Origin of the sequence: Nonomuraea sp. ATR24 (assembly GCF_041950485.1) — a bacterium.
In the GTDB taxonomy this organism is placed as follows: domain Bacteria; phylum Actinomycetota; class Actinomycetes; order Streptosporangiales; family Streptosporangiaceae; genus Nonomuraea; species Nonomuraea ceibae.
This window is the reverse complement of sequence record NZ_JBGNUU010000004.1, coordinates 145,780-166,488: the sequence shown is the minus strand read 5'-3', so window position 1 is coordinate 166,488 and position 20,709 is coordinate 145,780. Positions and strand designations below refer to the sequence as shown.

Annotated in this window: 15 protein-coding genes and 1 pseudogene; 12 read left to right on the top strand and 4 right to left on the bottom strand. The window is 73.0% G+C overall.

Annotation, left to right across the window (positions count from 1 at the left end):
• The first annotated feature begins 1 nt into the window (after position 1).
• The 3 genes from ACBI99_RS11785 (at position 2) to ACBI99_RS11775 (ending at position 4,033) form a co-directional block, all read left to right on the top strand.
• Positions 2-1,993, top strand: a complete 1,992-nt coding sequence (locus tag ACBI99_RS11785; RefSeq protein WP_375072293.1) for an ArnT family glycosyltransferase — start codon at positions 2-4, stop codon at positions 1,991-1,993.
• 83 nt (positions 1,994-2,076) lie between these two features.
• Positions 2,077-2,970 carry a glycosyltransferase family 2 protein gene (locus ACBI99_RS11780; RefSeq protein ID WP_308125584.1) on the top strand — a complete coding sequence of 298 codons (894 nt, stop codon included), beginning with the start codon at positions 2,077-2,079 and terminating at the stop codon, positions 2,968-2,970.
• Position 2,971: 1 nt separating this feature from the next.
• Positions 2,972-4,033 (top strand): glycosyltransferase family 4 protein, encoded by a 1,062-nt coding sequence (locus tag ACBI99_RS11775; RefSeq protein WP_357584064.1) that lies wholly within the window; start codon positions 2,972-2,974, stop codon positions 4,031-4,033.
• Here ACBI99_RS11775 and ACBI99_RS11770 read toward each other — a convergent pair.
• Positions 3,934-4,893, bottom strand: coding sequence for a YbhN family protein (locus ACBI99_RS11770; RefSeq protein WP_375072292.1), 960 nt, complete (start codon positions 4,891-4,893; stop codon positions 3,934-3,936). The two genes, ACBI99_RS11775 and ACBI99_RS11770, sit on opposite strands and share 100 nt — an antisense overlap.
• 159 nt (positions 4,894-5,052) lie before the next feature.
• On the opposite strand from ACBI99_RS11770, the gene ACBI99_RS11765 reads away from it, so the two are divergent.
• The 7 genes from ACBI99_RS11765 (at position 5,053) to ACBI99_RS11735 (ending at position 14,737) form a co-directional block, all read left to right on the top strand.
• Positions 5,053-5,880: a class I SAM-dependent methyltransferase gene (locus ACBI99_RS11765; protein ID WP_219499682.1), complete on the top strand. Its 828-nt coding sequence runs from the start codon at positions 5,053-5,055 to the stop codon at positions 5,878-5,880.
• A 329-nt stretch (positions 5,881-6,209) separates the two neighbouring features.
• The gene (locus ACBI99_RS11760) at positions 6,210-7,055 is read left to right on the top strand and encodes a lysylphosphatidylglycerol synthase domain-containing protein (RefSeq protein WP_219499680.1); all 846 of its coding nucleotides are present in this window, start codon (positions 6,210-6,212) and stop codon (positions 7,053-7,055) included.
• A gap of 94 nt (positions 7,056-7,149) precedes the next feature.
• The gene (locus tag ACBI99_RS11755) at positions 7,150-8,268 is read left to right on the top strand and encodes a glycosyltransferase family 1 protein (RefSeq protein ID WP_246643764.1); all 1,119 of its coding nucleotides are present in this window, start codon (positions 7,150-7,152) and stop codon (positions 8,266-8,268) included.
• A gap of 20 nt (positions 8,269-8,288) precedes the next feature.
• Positions 8,289-9,380, top strand: a complete 1,092-nt coding sequence (locus tag ACBI99_RS11750) for a sugar phosphate nucleotidyltransferase (RefSeq protein ID WP_375072291.1) — start codon at positions 8,289-8,291, stop codon at positions 9,378-9,380.
• 30 nt (positions 9,381-9,410) lie between these two features.
• The gene (locus ACBI99_RS11745; RefSeq protein ID WP_375072290.1) at positions 9,411-10,307 is read left to right on the top strand and encodes a DNA-3-methyladenine glycosylase family protein; all 897 of its coding nucleotides are present in this window, start codon (positions 9,411-9,413) and stop codon (positions 10,305-10,307) included.
• 47 nt (positions 10,308-10,354) lie between these two features.
• Complete coding sequence (locus tag ACBI99_RS11740) at positions 10,355-12,913, top strand: bifunctional FO biosynthesis protein CofGH (RefSeq protein WP_375072289.1); 2,559 nt, start codon at positions 10,355-10,357, stop codon at positions 12,911-12,913.
• Between the two features lie 150 nt (positions 12,914-13,063).
• Positions 13,064-14,737 carry a substrate-binding domain-containing protein gene (locus tag ACBI99_RS11735; RefSeq protein ID WP_219499672.1) on the top strand — a complete coding sequence of 558 codons (1,674 nt, stop codon included), beginning with the start codon at positions 13,064-13,066 and terminating at the stop codon, positions 14,735-14,737.
• 62 nt (positions 14,738-14,799) lie between these two features.
• Here ACBI99_RS11735 and ACBI99_RS11730 read toward each other — a convergent pair whose 3' ends face one another.
• The 3 genes and pseudogenes from ACBI99_RS11730 to cofD form a co-directional block, all read right to left on the bottom strand.
• Entirely contained in the window at positions 14,800-15,531 is a 732-nt protein-coding gene (locus ACBI99_RS11730; RefSeq protein WP_219499670.1) for a lytic polysaccharide monooxygenase, read from the bottom strand.
• 91 nt (positions 15,532-15,622) lie between these two features.
• A pseudogene (locus ACBI99_RS11725) lies at positions 15,623-16,885 on the bottom strand (coenzyme F420-0:L-glutamate ligase); the annotation flags it as partial.
• A 161-nt stretch (positions 16,886-17,046) separates the two neighbouring features.
• Entirely contained in the window at positions 17,047-17,985 is a 939-nt protein-coding gene (gene cofD, locus ACBI99_RS11720) for a 2-phospho-L-lactate transferase (RefSeq protein WP_219499666.1), read from the bottom strand.
• Positions 17,986-18,167: 182 nt separating this feature from the next.
• Here cofD and ACBI99_RS11715 point away from each other — a divergent pair, with 182 nt between their 5' ends.
• Both ACBI99_RS11715 and ACBI99_RS11710 read left to right on the top strand, forming a co-directional pair.
• Complete coding sequence (locus ACBI99_RS11715) at positions 18,168-20,090, top strand: hypothetical protein (RefSeq protein ID WP_375072288.1); 1,923 nt, start codon at positions 18,168-18,170, stop codon at positions 20,088-20,090.
• A 299-nt stretch (positions 20,091-20,389) separates the two neighbouring features.
• Positions 20,390-20,650 (top strand): WhiB family transcriptional regulator, encoded by a 261-nt coding sequence (locus tag ACBI99_RS11710; RefSeq protein ID WP_049564653.1) that lies wholly within the window; start codon positions 20,390-20,392, stop codon positions 20,648-20,650.
• Positions 20,651-20,709: the final 59 nt, after the last annotated feature.

The window sequence follows — 20,709 nt, the reverse complement described above, 5'->3', positions numbered from 1 at the left end:
GATGGAACTCGCCCGGACGCGCGCCCCGGCGGCGGGCCGGGTGCTCGCCGTGGTCACCGTGCTGCCCGCGCTCGCCGTGGCCGGGTGGCTGCTGGCCGGGCTGGGGCTGCTCCTCGCTGACGGCTTCCGGCCGCTGCCCGCGTTCCTGATCGGGCTGCCGGGCGCGGCTGTGCTGTGCTGGGCGGGCGCGCGGCGGGCCGCTCCGCTCACCGCCACCGCCGGGCAGACGGCCACCGTGCTCGCCGTGGCGCTCGGGTCCGGGGTGTTCAACGCCGTCCTGCACAGCGAGCAGCTGCTCGTCCGGCGCGACCCGGCCACCTACGCGCAGTACGCCGTGTGGCTGGCCCGGCACGGCTCGCTGCCCATCGACCCGCGGGCGGAGGCGTTCGGCGGGCCGGACCCGGCGCTGGTGTTCGACAGCATCGGCTTCTACCGGGGCGACGGGGCGGTGGTGCCGCAGTTCATGCCGGGGCCGCCGCTGCTGTACGCGCTGGGGGAGTGGCTGGGCGGCATGCTGCTGACGCCCGCCGTGCTGGGGGCGCTGGCGGTGCTCGTGGTCGGCGGGCTGGCCGCGCGCCTGGTCGGCGGCTGGTGGGCGCCCGTGGCGGCGCTCGCGTTCGCGGTCAGCATGCCGGTGCTCTACACGTCGCGGGCCACGTTCAGCGAGATCCCGTCGGTGATCCTGCTGTTCGGCGGGCTGGCGCTGGTGCACGACGCGCTGGAGCGGGAGCGGCGGGCGCTCGCGGCGCTGGCCGGGCTGGTGTTCGGGCTGAGCGTGCTGGTCCGGGTCGACGGGCTGCGCGACGTGCTGCCCGCGCTCGCGTTCGCCGGGCTGCTCATCGCGCTGCGGCGGCTCCCCGGCCGCACCGGACGGCTCGCCCGCGGCTCGGGGGCGGGGCTGCCGCTGCTCGCCGGGCTGCTGGCCGGGGCCGGGGCCGGGCTGCTCGCCGCCTACATGCTGTCCCGCCCCTATCTGGACTACCTGTCGCGCTCGGTCGAGCCGCTGCTGCTGATCTGCGGCGCCGTGCTGTTGCTGACCGCCGCCGGGACGGCCGCCGCGCCCGCCCTGGCCCGGGTACGGCTGCCGCGCCGGCTGCCGGAGGCCGGGGCCGCGCTGGTCGTGCTCGTCATGGCGGGCCTGGCCGTACGCCCCTGGGTGCAGACCGTGCGCCGCGAGCCCGACAACGTCGACGACCGGCGGACCTTCGTCTTCATCGAGCAGATCCAGAAGGCCAACGGCCTGCCGCCCGACGGCTCCCGCCTCTACTTCGAGAACTCGCTGCACTGGGTGGGGTGGTACATCGGCGTCCCGGCGGTCGTGCTGGCCACGCTGGCCGCGGCGGTGCTGCTGCGCCGGCTGCTGCGCGGCAGGGAGACCGCCTGGCTGCTGCCGCTGGCGGTGATCGGCTGGACGACCCTGACGACGCTGCTGCGGCCGGAGATCACCCCCGACCACCCGTGGGCGGCCCGCCGCCTGGTGCCCGTGGTGATCCCCGGCCTGGTCCTGCTGGCCGTGTGGGGCGCCCGATGGCTGGCCCGGCGCTTCCCCCGGCGGTGGGCCGCCCCGGTGCTCGCGCTGCTGGTGCTCGCGCCGCCGGTCTTCACGTCGATCGGCACCGCGTTCACCCCGGTCGAGCGCGGCGAGGCGGCGGCGGTGGCGCGGATGTGCGCGCGCATCCCCGACGACGCCTCGGTGGTGATCGTGGAGCGGGTCACCGGCGACCGGTTCACCCAGGTCGTACGCGGCATGTGCGGGGTGCCCGCCGCCAAGGCGGACGAGGCGTCCGAGGACGACGTGCGCCGCGTGCTCGCCCGGGTGCGCGCGGCCGGCCGCACCCCCGTCGTGCTGGCCGCCGAATCCGGCCAGGTCGCGCCCTACGGCACGCCCGAGCAGGTCATGGCCCTGGTGACGCGGCAGGACGAGCGCTCGCTGACCAGCCGCCCGGACGGCACCTGGTCGCTCCGCGTCAACGTCTGGATGGCGATCCCTTGACCTGATGTGGACCCGCGTTTCTGCGGGGCAGAGTACCCTCGACGCACGTGAGCACGCCTGAGACCCCCCAGAGTGGAAACGCCGTGGAAGAAGCGCCATACGTCACGATCGTCCTGCCCTGCTACAACGAGCAGGACCACGTCATCGACGAGGTCGAGCGCATCACCAAGGCCATGGACTCCAGCGGCTACACCTATGAGCTCGTCGCCGTCGACGACTGCTCGACCGACGAGACGCTGGCCAGGCTGCGTGAGGCCGCGCCCGGCTACCCGCACCTGCGCATCCGCGCCTTCCACCGCAACGGCGGCTCCGGCACCGTGCGGCGGATCGGCACGCAGGAGGCCAGGGGCGAGATCGTCGTCTGGACCGACGCCGACATGACCTACCCCAACGAGCGCATCCCCGAGCTGGTGCAGCTCCTGGAGAAGGACCAGACGATCGACCAGGTGGTCGGCGCGCGCACCAGCGAGGAAGGCTCGCACAAGCTGCTGCGCGTCCCGGCCAAATGGGTGATCCGCAAGGTGGCCGAGATGCTCGCCGGGCAGAAGATCCCCGACCTCAACTCCGGGCTGCGCGCCTTCCGCAAGTCGGTGGCCAGGCCCTACCTGCGGCTGCTGCCGCCCGGGTTCTCCTGCGTCACGACGATCACGCTGTCGTTCCTGATGAACCAGCACGACGTCCACTACGTGCCGATCGACTACGCCAAGCGGGCGGGCAAGTCGAAGTTCAGCTTCGTGTCCGACGCCTACCGCTACATCCTCCAGGTGCTGCGGATGATCATGTACTTCAACCCGCTCAAGGTGCTCATGCCGCCCGCGCTGTGGCTGGTCGGCATCGGCATCGCCAAGGGCGTGTGGGACATGATCGACACCCCCTTCTACCTGCCGTCCAACACGGTGATGATCTTCCTGTCCGGCCTGCTCATCGGCTCGGTGGCACTGCTGGCCGACCTGATCGTGCGGTCGCGGGGCGACTAGCGTGCGCATCGCGATCGTCGGCCCCACCTACCCGTACAAGGGCGGCGGGGCGCAGCACACCACCGAGCTGGCCCACCGGCTCGCGGCGCTCGGCCACGACGTGGTCATCGAGTCGTGGCGGGCGCAGTACCCGTCGTTCCTCTACCCGGGGCAGCAGACGATCTCCGCCCCCGAGGGCGTCCCGTACCCGAACACCCGGCGTGACCTCGACTGGCGGCGGCCGGACGGGTGGGTCGCCGCCGGGCGGCGGCTCCGCTCGGCCGACCTGGTGATCCTCGCCGTGCTCAGCCCGGTGCAGGTCCCCGCCTACCTCGGGATCCTGTACGGCATCCGCCGCAAGGCCCGGACCGTCGCGCTCTGCCACAACGTGCTGCCGCACGAGCGCAAGCCGTACGACCAGCCGCTGATGAAGGCGCTGCTCAAGCGGGTCGACGGGGTGCTGACGCACTCCGAGGAGCAGGCGGGGCTGGCCCGCGGGCTCACCGGCGGCCCGGTGCGCGTGGCCGCGCTGCCGCCGCACCTGCCCTCCACCCACGCCGGACGTTCCGAGGAGGTGCACCGGCGGCTGCTGTTCTTCGGCATCGTCCGCCCGTACAAGGGGCTCGACCTGCTGCTGCGCGCGCTGCCCGAGGGGATCGGGCTGACCGTCGCCGGGGAGTTCTGGGGCGGGCTCGACGAGACCCGGGCGCTGATCGACGAGCTGGGCCTGGCCGACCGGGTCGACCTGCGGCCCGGTTACGTGGCCGCCGACGACGTGCCGAAGCTGTTCGCCGAGGCGGACGCGCTCGTGCTGCCCTACCGCAACGCGACGGCCAGCCAGAACGTGTGGCTCGGGCACGAGCACGGCGTGCCCGTGATCGCCACCCGGGTCGGCGCGCTGGCCGACCACGTGACCGACGGCGTCGACGGGCTGCTGGTCGAGCCGGGCGACGTCGGGGCGCTGCGGGCGGCGATCGAGCGCTTCTACGCCTCCGGCGAGCCCGAGAGGTTGCGGTCGGGGGTCAAGGCCGTCGACCCGGCGCCGTTCTGGTCGGCGTACACCTCGACGCTCCTCGACGCCTGACGGCCCAGCAGGAACGCCAGCCCGGCCGCCGTCGCGTCGGCCAGCGTGAACGCCAGCCGCGACACCACGGCCACCGCGAGCGCCGCGCCGGTGCCGATGATCGGCTGCAGCACGAGCACCAGCGCGCCCTCGCGCACCCCGACCCCGGCCGGCACCACGAACGTGAGCAGCCCGGTCGCCCAGGCGAACGCGTACGCGCCGGTCGCGACCACGTAGAGGTCCCACCGGCCCGCGAGCAGCCAGGTGTGAAGCCCGTACACCAGCCAGCCCAGCGTGGTCCACGCCACCGCGACCAGCACCGTGCGACCGGGCAGCACGCTGTCGAGCGTGTCGCGGCGCGCCACCCGCAACGCCAGGTTGAGCCCCCACGTCAGCACCTTCGGGTGCAGGCACACGATGATGACCGGCACGAGCAGCAGCAGATACCACGCCTGGCGCACCGCCTCCTGCGACGCCAGCGTGGCCGCCGCGATCGCCAGGCCCACCCCCAGATTGATCACCAGCGCCAGCGAGATGCACGCGAACGTCCGGCGCGGCGGGCTCCCGTGGTCACGGCCGAGCTCCATCATCGCCGCGTACGCCCACACCGCGCCCGGGATGTACTTGCCGAGCTGCCCGACGAACATGATCCGCCCCGCCACCCGCACCGGCAGCGGCGACCCCAGCCCGGCCAGCACCTGCCGCCAGGCCAGCAGCATGCAGAACTGCCCGGCCAGCACCGCGCCGAACGCCCCCGCCACCGCCCACGGCGAGATCCCCGCCACGGCGTCACGGGTCGCGTCCCAGTTGCTCGCCAGGCCGTAGCCGAGAAAGCCGAGTGCGACCAGGGCCAGCACAACGCGCAGCAGTCGGCGGATCACCCGCCCAAGGCTACTTCAGCAACGGTGCCCGAGATAGGCCCACGAACGCCGTGACCAGCACGTCCTCGAAGCGCCCCGGCCGGCGATTCCCCGGCGGGCCGCCGTACCGAAGCCCCGTTCGACGGCCGGGGGCGGCGAGCGCGGGTACTGTTGGGCGGCGTGGGAAAGCAACGGGTCGCGCAGCTGGAATACTCCGAGTTCCAGTCCGCGATGCTCGACGAGGCGAAGCGCAGGCGCAAGGCCGCGAAGATCATCGCGGTGCTTGAGCACTTCCACGGACCGCTCGGCGGGCTGACCGTGGGCGACGTGGGCTGCTCGGCCGGGTTCATCGCCGACGAACTCGCCGCAGCCGGGGCCGGGCACACGCTCGGCATCGACATCGACGTGCCGGGGCTGCGCAAGGCCGCCGACCGGTTCGGCGAACGGGTCGCCTTCGTGTGCGGCGACGGCACCGCGCTGCCGTTCCCCGACGGGTCACTCGACGTGCTCGTGTTCAACCACATCTACGAACACGTGGTCGACCCCGACGCCGTGGTCGCCGAGATGCACCGGGTGCTCTCCGACGACGGCGTCCTCTACCTGGGGCTGGGCAACCGGCTCGGCATCATGGAGCCGCACTACAAGCTGCCGTTCCTGTCCTACCTGCCGCCCGCGCTCGCCGACCGCTACGTGCGCGCCTTCGGGAAGGCCGACCACTACTACGAGCGCTTCCGCACCCGGCGCGGGCTGCGCCGCATGCTGCGCGCCTTCCACGTGTGGGACTACACGTTCCCGGTGCTGGCCACGCCTGGCCGCTTCGCCGGAGGTGAGCTGTTCCCCGGCGCCCTGGGGCGGCTCGCCCAGACCGTGCTGGCCCGTACGCCCCGGGCGGCGCTGCGGCTGCTGCTGCCGCTCGTGCCCACCTACCTCTGGGTCGCCACCAAGCGCCCCCGCCTCCCGGCCGGCGCCCCCCTCCCACAGCCCCCGGAGCGGATCCCCCCACTGTGACCCGCCCCGACGACCCCACCCCCGCTCCCCGGCCCGTCCCCCCGACCACGGACGCCCCTTGGGGAGAGGGCGCCCCATCGGGTGAAGCACGGCCCCTCACGGATGCGAAACCCCACGGGGACACGACGCCACCTGCGGGCGCTCGCCCTCTCGGGGAAGCGCGACCCCGCGCCGACGTGGGACCCAGCGGGGAGGCGGAGCCCTCCGGGACTGCCCCGTCCACAGGGGAGGGCGCGCCCTCCCCGGAGGGCCAGTCCCGTTGGGAGGGGGAGCCCTCTGATGAGGGGTCAGGGCGTCCGGGCCGGAAGGGACGGGGGCTCAAGAGGGCGGTGCGGCTGGGGTTCCTGGGGGTGGCGCTCGGGTTCGGCGGGTGGGCCGTGGCGTCGCAGTGGGATGCCGTGGCGGCAGGGTTCGCCGCACTGAGCTGGCCGATGCTGGGCGGGGCGCTGGTGGCCGTGGTGGGCGCGCTCGTGGGGGCGATGCTGACGTGGCGGACGCTGCTGGCCGACCTGGGGTCGAGGCTGCCGCTGCGCCCGGCGGCGAAGGTGTTCTTCGTGGGCCAGCTGGGCAAGTACATCCCCGGCGCGGTGTGGCCGATGCTGGCGCAGATGGAGATGGGCCGCGACCTGGGGGTGCCGAGGGCGCGCAGCGCGGCGGCGTTCTTCCTGATGATGCCGATCCAGCTGGCGACGGGCCTGCTGGTGACGCTGGTGACGCTCGGATGGGACCGGTTCGGGTGGCTGCTGCTCCTGGTGCCGGTGCTGCTGGTGCTGCTGGAGCCCCGGGTGATCAACGGGGTGATCGGGTTCGGGCTGCGGAGGTTGCGGCGGGAGCCGTTGGAGCGGCCGTTGACCCGGCGGGGGATGCTGACGGCGCTGGGCTGGGCGGTGGCGGGGTGGACCTGCTACGGGGTGCACCTGTATTTCATCACTCCGGATGTCGGCCTGGTGTTCGCCGTCGGGGCTTTCGCGTTGTCGTGGTGCCTGGGCATCATGACGTTCGTGGTGCCGGCGGGGGCGGGGGTGCGGGAGGCCGCGATGGTGGTGGCGCTGGCTCCGGTGATGGACAGCGGGCGGGCGATCGCGGTGGCGCTGTGCTCGCGGGTGGTGATCGTTCTGGGCGATCTGATCTGTGCCGGGCTGGCGGGAATCGCTGCACGGCGGGACTCAGTGTGATTTGGGCCACGATTTAGGGGACGCTGGTCATAAGCTGAACGAAGAGGGGGACGTGGAGTCCCGACGTTGATCTTGAGGGGAGAAGATCTACGTAATGCCTCGAGTGCTCGTCGACGCGGCGGCGGTCCCGGCCGACCGCGGCGCGCTGATCAGGTACGTGGACGGTCTGGTGTCGGCTCTCGACCGGGCGGGAGCCGATCTTGCGGTGGTCTGTCAGCGGGCCGACGCCGAACGCTACACCCGGCTCGCGCCTTCTGCCCGGATCATCCCGGGCCCGGTCTCCATCACCAACAGGGCCGCGCGGCTCGCGTGGGAGCAGACGGGCCTGCCGCTGCTGGCCCGCCAGGCGGGGGCCGAGGTGATCCACGCTCCTTATTACTCGATACCGCTCCGGTCGGGCCTGCGGACGGTCGTCACGGTGCACGACGTCTCCTGGTTCACCGAGCCCGACCAGCACAGCGCGGTGAAGGCGTCGTTCTTCCGGTCGGCGACGCGCACCGCCGTGCGGCACGCCAACCGGGTGATCGTGCCGTCGAAGGCGACGCGGGACGAGCTGGTGCGGGTGCTGGCCGCCGACCCGACCCGCATCGACGTCGCCTACCACGGGGTCGACCAGGAGCTGTTCCATCCGCCGACGGAGGCGGAGGTGCGGCGGGCGGCCAGCCGGTTCGGCCTGCACGGCCAGTCGTACGTGGCGTTCCTGGGGGCGCTCGACCCGCGCAAGAACGTGCCGAACCTGGTGCGGGGCTTCGCCGCGGCGGTGGCGGGCCTGGCGGATCCGCCGGCGCTGGTGCTGGGCGGCGGCGTGCACGAGGACGACGTCGACGCCGCCTGCCGGGAGGTGGAGGCCACGGTCAAGGTGGTGCGGCCGGGCTTCCTGCGGGCGCCTGACCTGCCGGGATTCCTCGGCGGGGCGCTCGTGGTGGCGTTCCCGTCCAGCAGTGAGGGGTTCGGGCTGCCGGTGCTGGAGGCGATGGCCTGCGGCGCGCCGGTGCTGACCACCCAGCGCACCTCGCTGCCCGAGGTCGGCGGCGACGCGGTCGCCTACACTGAGCCGGACGCCGACAGCATCGCCTCCGCGCTGGCCCAGCTCCTGGCCGCGCCGGAGCGGCGAGCGCAGCTTCGGGAGGCGGGTCTGGCCAGGGCCAGGGAGTTCACCTGGGAGGCCTCCGCGGAGGCGCACCTCAGCTCTTATCAACGCGCAGTCGAATAGTTGGGTACCCTCGCACAGTTATGGAGAGCTCTTTGCCGGATCTAGAGGCGATCCTCCTGGTCGGGGGACAGGGCACGCGCCTGCGTCCGCTCACGCTGGGCACGCCGAAGCCGCTGCTGCCGACCGCCGGAGTGCCGTTCCTGGCCCACCAGCTGGCGCGGGCGCGCTCGTTCGGGGTGCGCCGGATCGTCTTCGCGACCTCGTACAAGGCGTCGATGTTCGAGCCGGTGTTCGGCGACGGGTCGGCCCTGGGGCTCTCGCTGGAGTACATGACGGAGGAGACGCCGCTGGGCACGGGCGGCGCGATCCGCAACGCCGCCGAGGCGCTGTCGTCGCCGCCCGACGCGCCGGTGCTCATCCTCAACGGCGACATCCTGTCCGGCCATGACATCGGTGACCAGGTGCGCGCGCATCTGGAGCGGGAGGCGGCCGTGACGCTCCACCTGACCGAGGTGGAGGATCCTACGAGGTTCGGCTGCGTGCCCACGGACGGCGACGGGCGGGTGACCGCGTTCCTGGAGAAGACTCCCAACCCGGTCACCAACCGGATCAACGCGGGCTGTTACGTGTTCACCCGGTCGGTGATCGACCAGATCCCGCGTGACGAGGTGGTGTCGGTCGAGCGCGAGACGTTCCCGGGGCTCATCGAGTCGGGGCGGCTCGTGCTGGGCTACGCCGACCGCACGTACTGGCTCGACGTGGGCACGCCGAGCGCGTACGTGCAGGGGTCGCGTGACCTGGTGCTCGGCAGGCTGGCGTCGCCGGCGCTGCCGGGGCCGGCGGGCGAGTGGCTGGCGCTCGACGGCGCGCTGGTGTCGCCGGAGGCGAAGGTGCAGGGCGGCACCGCGGTCGGCGCCCGCACGGTGGTCGAGGCGGGCGCGACGGTCGTCGGGTCGGTGCTGGCCGACGACTGCGTGGTCGAGGCGGGCGCGATCGTGACCGACTCGGTGCTGGGGCAGGGCGCCCGCGTGTGCGCCGGCACGGTGGTGCGTGACGCCGTCATCGGCGACGGGGCCGTGGTGGGGCCGGGCAACGAGCTGCAGGCCGGGGTGCGCATCTGGCCGGGCATCGAGCTGCCGGAGCGCGCGGTCCGCTATTCGAGTGACGTCTGACCTGCTCGTTCCGTGCCGCAGACTGGATGGGTGAGGGAGCGTAGCTGGGCGCCCGCCGGGCCGCTCGACGTGGGCCTGGCGTTGGCGGCGCACAAGCGCGGCGGGGGCGACCCGGCCTGGTGCCGGACCCCCGACGGGGCCGTGTGGCGCACCTCCCGCACCCCTGACGGGCCGGTCACGCTGCGGGTGACGGTGGCCGGCGGCCAGGTGCACGGGCGGGCGTGGGGGCCGGGCGCGGAGTGGGCGCTGGAGTCGCTGCCCGCGCTCGTGGGCGCCGACGACGACCTGTCGGGTTTCACCGCGCGGCATCCGGTCCTGGTCGAGGCCATGCGCGCGCACGCGGGCGTGCGCATCGGCCGTACGGGCCGCGTCATGGAGGCGCTGGTCCCGGCGGTGCTGGAGCAGAAGGTCGTCGGCCAGGAGGCGTGGCGCGCCTGGCGCTACCTGCTGCGCCACTTCGGCGAGCCCGCCCCGGGCCCCGCGCCCGACGGGATGCGGGTGGCGCCCGAGCCGCAGGTGTGGCGCGAGATCCCGTCCTGGCACTGGCACCGGGCCGGGGCCGAGGCGGTGCGCGCCCGCACGATCGCCACCGCCGCCTGGCACTCCGCCAAGCTGGAGGCCGCCGCGACCAGCGAGGAGCTCGACCGGCTGCTGCGCGCGCTGCCGGGCATCGGCGTGTGGACCTCCGCCGAGGTGCGCCAGCGGGTGTTCGGCGACCCGGACGCCGTCAGCGTGGGCGACTTCCACCTGGCCAAGATCGTGGGCTACGCGCTGACCGGGGAGAAGACGGACGACCCGGGCATGCTGCGGCTGCTGGAGCCCTACCGGGGCCACCGGCACCGGGCGGCGATGCTCATCACGCTCACCGGCCGCCGCCCGCCGGCCCGCGGCCCGAGGATGGCCGCGCGCGACTATCGGTCCTTCTAGAAGCCCTGGGTGCGGTACGAGAACTCAGCGCGTCGTAGTGTGCCGCTATGAGTCTTGTCAGTGATTCCGCGTTCCGCCGCGCGCTCGCCCGTGCCCGTGACGGCAAGTCGCTCGACGCCGCCGAGGCCACCGTGCTGCTGCAGGCACGCGGCGACCACCTGGACACCCTGCTCGACCACGCCGCCCGCGTACGGGACGCGGGGCTCGCCGCCGCCGGCCGCCCGGGGGTGATCACGTACAGCAGGAAGGTGTTCATCCCGCTGACCAGACTGTGCCGGGACCGGTGCGGCTACTGCACGTTCGCCACCGCGCCGCACAAGCTGGAGGCGCCGTTCCTCAGCCCGGACGAGGTGCTGGAGATCGCCCGGCAGGGCGCGGCGATGGGCTGCAAGGAGGCGTTGTTCACGCTCGGCGACCGGCCGGAGGACCGGTGGCACCAGGCGCGCGAGTGGCTCGACGCGCACGGCTACGACGACACGCTGTCGTACGTGCGCGCGATGGCGGTGCGGGTGCTGGAGGAGACCGGGCTGCTGCCGCACCTGAACCCGGGTGTGCTGAGCTGGCGTGACCTGCAGCGGCTCAAGCCGGTGGCGCCGTCGATGGGCATGATGCTGGAGACGACCTCGCGGCGGCTGTTCGAGGAGAAGGGGCAGCCGCACTACGGCTCGCCCGACAAGGACCCGGCGGTGCGGCTGCGGGTGCTGGAGGACGCCGGGCGCAGCAACGTGCCGTTCACCACCGGCATCCTGATCGGCATCGGCGAGACCGTCGAGGACCGGGCCGAGTCGCTGTTCGCGATCCGGAAGGTGGCGCGCGAGTACGGCGGCGTCCAGGAGGTCATCGTGCAGAACTTCCGCGCCAAGCCGGACACGGCGATGCGCGGGCTGCCGGACGCCGACCTGGAGGAGCTGGCCGCGACCATCGCGGTCGCCCGGCTCGTGCTGGGCCCGCGGGCGCGGGTGCAGGCGCCCCCGAACCTGGTCGACGCCGAGTACGCGCTGATGATCCGCGCGGGCATCGACGACTGGGGCGGCGTGTCGCCGCTCACCCCCGACCACGTCAACCCCGAGCGCCCCTGGCCGCAGATCGACGAGCTGGCCGCAAGGACCGCCGAGGCGGGGTTCCGGCTGCGCGAGCGGCTGACGGTCTACCCGGAGTACGTCAGGGCCGGGGAGCCGTGGCTGGACCCCCGCGTCATGGCGCACGTGGCCGCGCTGGCCGACCCGGAGACCGGCCTGGCCAGGCAGGACGCGGTGCTGCAAGGGCTGCCGTGGCAGGAGCCCGACGGCGGGTTCGCCCCCACGGGCCGGGTGGACCTGCACGTCGAGGTGGACACCACGGGCCGGACCGGCGACCGGCGCGACGACTTCGACCACGTCTACGGCGACTGGGAGGCGCTGCGTGAGCGGCTGCCGGCCGCCTCCGGGCGCGGCGCCGTGCCGGGCGACGTCAGGGAGGCGCTGCGGGCCGCCGAGCGCGACCCGGCGGGGCTGACCGACGAGCAGGCGGTGGCGCTGCTGTCGGCCGACGGCGACGCGCTGGAGGAGCTGGCCGGGATCGCCGACGAGCTGCGCCGCCAGGCCGTGGGCGACGACGTGACGTACGTGGTCAACCGCAACATCAACTTCACGAACGTGTGTTACACCGGCTGCCGGTTCTGCGCGTTCGCCCAGCGCCGCACCGACGCCGACGCCTACACGCTGAGCCTGGAGCAGGTCGCCGACCGGGCCGAGGAAGGCTGGCTGGCCGGGGCCACCGAGGTGTGCATGCAGGGCGGCATCCACCCCGACCTGCCCGGCACCGCGTACTTCGACCTGGCCAGGGCGGTCAAGGAGCGCACGCCGGGCATGCACGTGCACGCTTTCTCCCCGATGGAGGTCATCAACGGCGCAAGCCGGACGAACCTCTCCATCGAGGACTGGCTGCACGCCGCCAAGGAGGCCGGGGTCGACTCCCTGCCCGGGACGGCCGCCGAGATCCTCGACGACGACGTGCGCTGGGTGCTGACCAAGGGCAAGCTGCCCGCCAAGGAGTGGATCGAGGTCATCACCACCGCGCACCGCGTCGGCATCCCGACGACCTCGACCATGATGTACGGGCACGTGGACGACCACCTGCACTGGGTCAGGCACATCAAGCTGATCAGGCGGCTGCAGGAGGAGACCGGCGGGTTCTCCGAGTTCGTGCTGCTGCCGTTCGTGCACACCAGCGCGCCGATCTACCTGGCCGGCGTCGCCAGGCCCGGCCCGACCGCCCGCGAGAACCGGGCCGTGCACGCCCTGGCCAGGATCCTGCTGCACGGCGCCATCGCCAACATCCAGTGCTCGTGGGTCAAGCTCCAGGACGACCTGTGCCGCCAGGTGCTCCAGGGCGGCGTGAACGACCTCGGCGGCACCCTCATGGAGGAGACGATCAGCCGGATGGCCGGCTCGGAGAACGGCTCGTACAAGACCATCAGCGAGCTGCGCGCGATGGCGGAGGTCACCGGCAGGCCGGTCCGGCAGCGCACCACCGAGTACGGCGTGCCGAGCGCGGAGCGGCTGGCCGCCTCGGCCGCCAGCGACGGCGTGTGCCAGAGCGTCAGGCGGGTCCTGCCGCTGGCCTAGATATAACAAGTTCTATCGCCTCTTGCGCCGGTCGTGGGAGGCGCTGGGACAATCGACACCCCCCTTCAAGTGAGGTGCACCGTGCGGTTAGGGCGACACCGCGCCGCGCTGTCTCCCAGGCAGAGACGGAGGAAGGCGCTCCAACGCGGCATGCTGGCCGGCCTGGCGGCCGTGGCCGTGCTGGCCGGCGGGATCGTCCTGGTGTCCGGCGGCACGGGCGCGCTGTGCACCGCGCGAGAGCCTGTTCTGGTCGACGTGGCGGCGGCGGTGGACGTGGCGCCCGCCGTGATGGAGGCGGCGGGGCGGTTCAACGGCACGCGGGCGAGCGTGGGCGGGCGCTGCGTGCTCGTCCAGGTGACCGAGCAGCCGCCCGCCACCGTGCTGCGCACGCTGATCGGCGACCGGGCGGGCGTGCTGCGCGAGCGGCCCGACGGCTGGATCACCGACTCGTCGGCGTGGATCCGGCTGGCCCGCAAGCAGGGCGCGCGGTCGCTGCCGGCGGGCGAGCGGGTGGTGGCGACCTCGCCGCTGGTGTTCGCCACCCGGTCATCGCTGGCCGAGCGCTTCGCGGTGGGCAACACGGAGATGAACTGGCGGATGGTGTTCCCGCCGACGCTGCGCGGCCGGCTGACGCCGACCGAGGAGGAGCCCGACGTCGTACGGGTGCCGGACCCGTCGCTGGCCGGGGCCGGGATCGCCACGGTGGCGGCGGCCCGCGACGTCGTCGGCGCCGGGCCGGAGGCCGACAAGGCGCTGACGGCGTTCGTGCGGTGGGCCCAGGCCGGGTCCGCGCCCGACTACCGCAGCATGCTGGAGGCCGTCGACGACCGCACGTTCTGGAAGCGGCCGGTCGTCATCGTGCCGGAGCAGTCGGTGCGCGAGCACACAGGCCGGGGCCCGTCGGCCGATCCGGTCGTCGCCCTGCACCCGCGCGAGGGCACGATCACGCTCGACTACCCGTACGTAGTGACCGCGACCGACCCGGCCGTCGCGGAGGCGTCCGCCGCCTTCGCCGCCTGGCTGGGCGAGCCGCAGGCGCAGGAGATCGTCCGCCGGGCCGGGTTCCGCTCCGGCGACGGCTCGCAGGGGCCGCTCGCGCCCGGCCCGGACGCCACGCCCCGGGTGCGGCCCTCGGTGTCGCCGGAGGACATCGACGAGGCGCTGCTGGCCTGGAGCAGGCTGGCCCCGCCGACGAACATCCTGGTGCTCAGCGACACCTCCAAGCACATGGCCGAGCCCCTGGGCGACACCACCCGCGTCGAGGTGGCGCTGGCCGCCGCCAGGACCGGCCTGGCGCTCTTCCCGAACTCGACGCACATGGGCCTGTGGGAGTTCGCCGACCGGCTCGGCGGCAGCGAGGACCACCGGGAGCTGGTGAGCCTGGGGCCGATCGACCGGCCAGAGAGCGGCCAGGTCGTCAGGCGCAGCCGGCTGAACGAGCTCACCGGCACGATCACCGCCCACCCCAAGCGCGGCAGCTCGCTGTACGAGGCGATCCTGGACGGCTTCCGCAAGGTGGGCGCGGCGTACCGGGAGGACATGAACAACACGCTGCTGGTGATCACCGCGGGCAGGGACGACGGCGGCGGGGTCTCCCAGGCGGAGCTGCTGGCCGAGCTGCGCGAGGAGTGGGACGCGGACCGGCCGGTGCAGATCGTCGTCATCGCCTTCGGCAAGGACGTCGACCGCGCCGGGCTGACGGCCGTCACCTCGGCCACCAACGGCTCCCTGCACGTGGCCCAGGAGCCGGGCGAGATCATCGACGTGTTCCTCGCCGCCCTGGCCCGGCGCCTGTGTCACCCGACCTGCCGGCCGGGGGCGTGACGAACCCGGGCATGGAGAAGGGGGCGCCCAGGTGGGCGGGCGCCCCCTTCGGTCATTTCAGGTCAGACCCTGCCCCATAGGGCGGGGACGTTGGGCGGCTCCCAGCCGTTGATCGCGGTGTGCGGCTGGAGGCAGCGGTAGGTGGCGCCGCCGTAGGTGACCGTCGAGCCCGCGGTGTACGCGGTGCCCGCGGTCCAGGTGCCGCCCGGGGGGTTGGTGGGCGTGTCGGTCGGCGTCGGGGTCGGGGTCGGGGTGGGCGTGGGCGTCGGGGTGCCGGGGCCGCCGCCGCCGACCTGGAGGTCGATGCAGGCGTAGAAGGCCATGGCGGTGTCGGCGATGTTCCAGATGGCCAGCACCTTCTGCCGGCCGGGGAACTGGCTCAGGTTCACAGTGTGTGACACCGATGCCGGGGGTCGCTTGCCGCCGTCGTTGAAGACGGCCACCCGGGTGCCGCCGACGTAGTACTCCCACGTGCTGGTGGCGTGCTGGACGGTGAGCCGCCAGTTGAAGTTGACGCTGGTGCCCACCGAGGTGACGGGCCACGGCTTGCTCTCATCGCTGAGCTGGGCGAACCGCCCGACTCCGCCGTGGCAGTTGCGCTGGCCCTTGGGGCCTTCGACGCTCTGCGGCTCGTAGATGATGTCGCCGCAGTTGGCGACGCGCCCCTGGGCGCAGTGGGCCTGGCGGCTGGGCGGCGAGTTGACGTACCCGTGGGCCAGGGCCGGTGAGGTGTTGAAGACCACCGTGGCGACCGCAATCGCCACGACGGAGAGTAACGTGAGCAACCTCTTCATCTAGTGGCTCCTCTACTTGGGGGGATGGCCCAAATGTAAAGGAAAGTTTCCTAACGGTAAACCGTTACGTGACTGTGGCTCGAAATATCAGTCAGCGGGACACGATGAAGTCCAGCGCGTCACGCGGCGCCCGGTCCCGCGGCGGCGCGGCGGCATGGCCCACCGCCACACAGCCCATCGGGTCCCACTCCTCCGGCAGGTCCAGCACCTCCCGCACCACCGGACGGCAGAACATCGTCGACGACACCCACGCCGACCCCAGCCCCTCCACCGCGAGCTGGACCAGGAAGTTCTCCACGCCCGCGCCCATCGCCACCACGAACATCTCCCGCTCCGCAGCGTTGCGCCGCTCGTCGCGGTAGGTGTGCGAGCCCTCCATCACCAGGCACGGCACCACCAGATAAGGCGCGTTGCGCAACACGTCACCCCGCCTGACCCGCTTGGCGATCGACTGCTCGGAGAAACCGTCGCCGCGCAGATCCTCGATCCACGCCTCCCGCATCGCGTCCACCAGCCGCAGCCGCGTCTGCGCCGACTCCACCAGCACGAACCGCCACGGCGTCGTGTGATGCGGCGCCGGCGCCGCGATCCCCGCAGCCACCGCCCGCCGCACCGCATCCGGATCCACCGGCCGGTCGCCGAACTCCCGGATCGTCCGGCGCGCGAACACCACGTCCCGCGACCCGTACCGGAACAGGTCCTCGTCCGCCGGACGCACCAGCGGACGCACCCCCGGCCCGTCCTCCTCCGTCACCAGATGCCCCAGCCCCCGCACGATCGCCACCGGAACGCCGTCCAGCTTGCCCTTGACCAGCTCCGCGGCGGCCGCGATCTCGTCCACCAGCGCCGTCACCGTCGCACTCAGCGGATTGCCGTACGCGTCCCGCGAACCCCGGAAGTCGGCCGTCGTCACCACGCCCGCCGACCCGATCGCCACGTCCGTCAGCCCCTGCCGCCACGGCCTGCCGAACGTGTCGGACACGATCACCCCGACCCGGCCGCCCAGCCCCGCCCGGATCCGCCGCGCCGACGCGTCCGGATCCTCCGGCAACAGCAGCACCGTCCCCGGGTCGGTGTTGGACGCGTCCACCCCGGCGGCGGCCATCACGAAACCGTGGCGCGTCTGGGCGATCACCGTGTCGCCGCGCCTCGCGACGACCCGGTCCGTCTCGTCCTCGATCGCCTTCGCTCGGTCCGGCGCCTCCCTGACCCGCCCCTCGGCCTTGCTCACGATCTTGGACGTGACGACGACGATGTCCCCGTCGCGCACCCCGGGGACGAGCGCCGCGAGGTCGTCCCCCGGCCGCACCTCTCCGATCCCCACCACCGGCACCACCTCGACCCGCTCACCCGCGGCCCCCTCCCAAAAGGAAGGCGCATTCTCTGCGGCGGGTGCGGGGGAGGTGCCCTGCGCTTCCTCTCCCGGGGAAAGCGCACCCCGTGCGGCCGGGGAGGGCGTACCGGACGGGTGGGCGCCTGCCGGTGCGGGGGTTGCCTGGGGCTGCGTGGGGTGGGTCATGAGGTGAGCTCCTGGGCGAGGTCGAGGGCGGCGCGGGCGAGGGCGGCCGTGGCCGCGGGGTCGGACATGAGCAGGGGCCGGGCCTCGACGCGTACGCCGTCGAGGGCGACGCCGGCGTCCTCCGGCGCGACCAGCCAGCCGTCGAGCAGGTCGGACCCGTACAGGGAGAGGACCGCCTGGGCGCTGGTCTCGACGCCGATGGCGGTCAGGCAGGCGTCGGCCATGCCGCGCACGGGGGCGCCGCCGATGATGGGGGAGACGCCCACGACGGTCTTGGGGAGCAGGGCGTCGCGGATGCCCGGCACCTGGAGGATGGTGCCGATGCTGACGACGGGGTTGGACGGCGGCAGGATGACCACGTCGGCGTCGGCGATCGCCTCGAGGACGCCGGGGGCGGGCTTGGCCGACTCGACGCCGACGAGGGCGATCGACTCGGCGGGGACGGAGGCGCGCAGGCGCACCCACCATTCCTGGAAGTGGACGGCGCGCCGGCCGCGCTCGTCGTCGATGACCACGTGGGTCTCGCACCGGTCGTCGGTCATGGGCAGCAGCCGTACGCCGGGCTGCCAGCGGGCGCACAGCGCCTCGGTGATCTGGGAGAGCGGGTAGCCGGCTTCGAGCATCTGGGAGCGCACGATGTGGGTGGCGAAGTCGCGGTCGCCCAGCCCGAACCATTGGGGTTCGACCCCGTAGGCGGCCAGTTCGTCCTTGACGACGTGGGTCTCGTCGGCGCGCCCCCAGCCTTGTTGCTCGTCGATGCCGCCGCCGAGGGTGTACATGACGGTGTCGAGGTCGGGGCAGACGCGCAGGCCGAAAAGGGTGATGTCGTCGCCGGTGTTGCCGATGACGGTGATCTGGTCGGCGGGCGCGGTCGTGCGGAGTCCACGCAGGAAGCGGGCGCCGCCGATGCCGCCGGCGAGGGTCACGATGTGCATGCGGAACAGTCTTCCACCCCCCGTCCCGGGACCGTTTTTCCCCTTTTCTTGACGGCCCGCAAAACCCTGATATGCGGGGAAAAGAGCGACTATTGAGATCTGCGAGCTTCCTGGGACTCCCGCCGGACAAGTCGGTGATGTGGCAAACTCCCTTCGGGCTAAAGGGTCCGATGGGGGTACTTGTGAGCAACTTTGACGTCGCCAGGCTGAAGGAGCCGGCCGCCTGGATCATGCTGGCCGCCGGTGGCCTGGACATCCTGCTGACCATCGGCCGGATTCTGATCGGCTCGTCCAGCGCGGACTTCACCGAGCGCGCCTACATGCACTTCTCCGGCCTGACCAGCCCGGTGATCACCGCGCTGCTGCTCGGCGCGGTGCTGCTGCTGACCAAGGTCGGCCCGCCGTCGGCCAAGGCCAAGCCCGTCGCGTACATCGCGGCCGGGGCGCTGGCCGCGGCGGCCGTGTTCGGCGCGCTGTCGCTGCTGCTCGGCCTGTTCGCGGGCAACACCGCGCGTTCGACCGTGGAGTTCCTGCTGACGGGCGTGCCGATGCTGGCGCTGACGGCCCTCGCGCTGGTGTACCTGCTGCCGCAGGTCATGCCGGAGCGCCGCCCGGCGGCCCCGTACGGTCAGGGCTTCCCCCAGCAGGGGTACGGCCAGCAGGGCCAGTTCCCGCAGGGCCAGTTCCAGCAGCCCGGTTACGGTCAGCAGGGCTTCCCGCAGCAGGGTTACGCCCAGCAGCCTCCGTCGCAGGGCGGCCAGGAGTACGGCCAGCCGGACTACGGCCAGCAGCCCGCCCCCCAGCAGGCCCAGGCGGACTACGCGCAGCCCCAGCAGGGGATGCCGCAGCCCGGCCAGCAGCCCACCCCGCAGTCCAACCAGCAGTCCAACCAGCAGCCCGCGCCCCAGGCCGCCCCGCAGCAGGGTTACGGTCAGCAGCCGCCGAGCTACGGCGGCCAGCCGGAGCAGCCCCCGTACCAGCAGCAGTCCTACAGCCCGCAGCCGCCGTCCGGCGCGCAGGAGCAGCCGCAGCAGGACGCCTACCAGCCGCCGGTCCAGCAGCCCCAGCCCCAGCAGGCCGCCCAGCAGTATCCCCAGCCCCGGGCGGCCCTGCCCGCGGCCCCGTCCGACCAGCAGCAGGACTCCGGCGGCTACGGCCCGCCCGCCCAGGACCCGTACAGCCCCCAGTACGCCCAGGACGCGCCCCCGTACGCCCAGGAGACCCCGCAGTACGGCCAGGACCAGCACTACAGCCAGGACCCCTACGCCGCGCAGGCGCAGGAGGCCCCGCAGTACAACCAGGACCCGTACAGCCCGCCCGCCCAGGACCAGCAGTACGCCACCCCGGCCGCGGACCCGTACGCCCAGCCCGCCCAGGAGCAGTACGCCCCGCCCCCCACCGAGGCGTTCCCCCCGGCGCAGAACCCGTACGCCCCGCAGCAGCCCGCGCACGCGGCCTACACGCCGTCGGAGACGATGCCGGACTCGGGCTACCAGCCCCCGTCGGAGTATCAGCCGGCCCCGTACGTCCCGGCCGACAGCCAGCCGAACGTGCACAACCAGCCCAACCCGTACGCCCCGTCGTACCCGTCGGGCGAGACCGCGCCCAGCGTGCCGTACCCGGACCAGCAGCAGCCCTACTACGACCGCCAGTCGGCGTTCGACCAGCAGGGCCAGCAGAACCCGGGCCAGCAGCACGGCCAGGGCGGCCAGCCGTTCACCGGCTATTCGGGCCACGAGTTCGGGGCGCCGCAGCACGAGCCGGACCCGCCGGTGGACCCGCGCTCGCAGCAGCTCCTGGACGCCTACCAGCAGGCCGACTCCTACCAGTCGGGCGTGGGCACCGCGCCTGACCTGCGCGTCCCGGAGTACGGCCAGCCGCAGCGGCACGACGACGTGTTCGGTCACCCGCAGCAGCCGCAGGCCGCCTACGAGCCGCAGCAGGGCCAGTATCAGCAGCCCGGCTGGGGCCAGCAGCCGGCGGATTCGACGATCCGCCTGGACCAGCAGGCGATCCGCGGTGACGCGCTGGGGGACCAGCCGCGCCAGGGTGACGACCCGATCGACCCGACCGCCATATACACCCCGAATGAGCCACGCAGGTAAGGAACCGGCAAACGACGGCTAGAGAAGAGGTGGCCCGGAGGGCGGGGCTCATCCCGCCCTGATACGGTTCCGACCGCTGACAGCGTTGAACACGCCCGGCGCAAACCGGGCGCGAACATCTGATGCCAGGCACGACCGGGGCGAGAGCTGGTCTTCCCCCGGATACCGGCATGCCGCTTGACGCCACGTACGGCACACGCGTGTAATTACAACCATGTTGTTACGCCTTCCCGTGGGTGGGTACAAGGAAGGCGTTCCATGGGGGGCTCCATTGCGGGCGGGCGGCAGGGAGGTGTGCAGTGACCGATCTGGTCATCGCACAGGATCAGCTTGACGCTGAAGAACTCGGCTGGCAGGAGCGCGCACTCTGCGCGCAGACGGATCCAGAGGCGTTCTTCCCGGAAAAGGGCGGCTCCACCCGAGAGGCCAAGAAGGTGTGCCGATCGTGCGAAGTGCGTGCGGAGTGCCTGGAATACGCACTCGAGCACGACGAGCGCTTCGGCATCTGGGGTGGGCTGTCCGAGCGGGAGCGCAGACGGATCAAGCGCCAGGCCGTTTAGGGATAGATGTGGAAAGGGTCACGCGGTCACCCGTGTGACCCTTTTCCGTATCCGTGGGC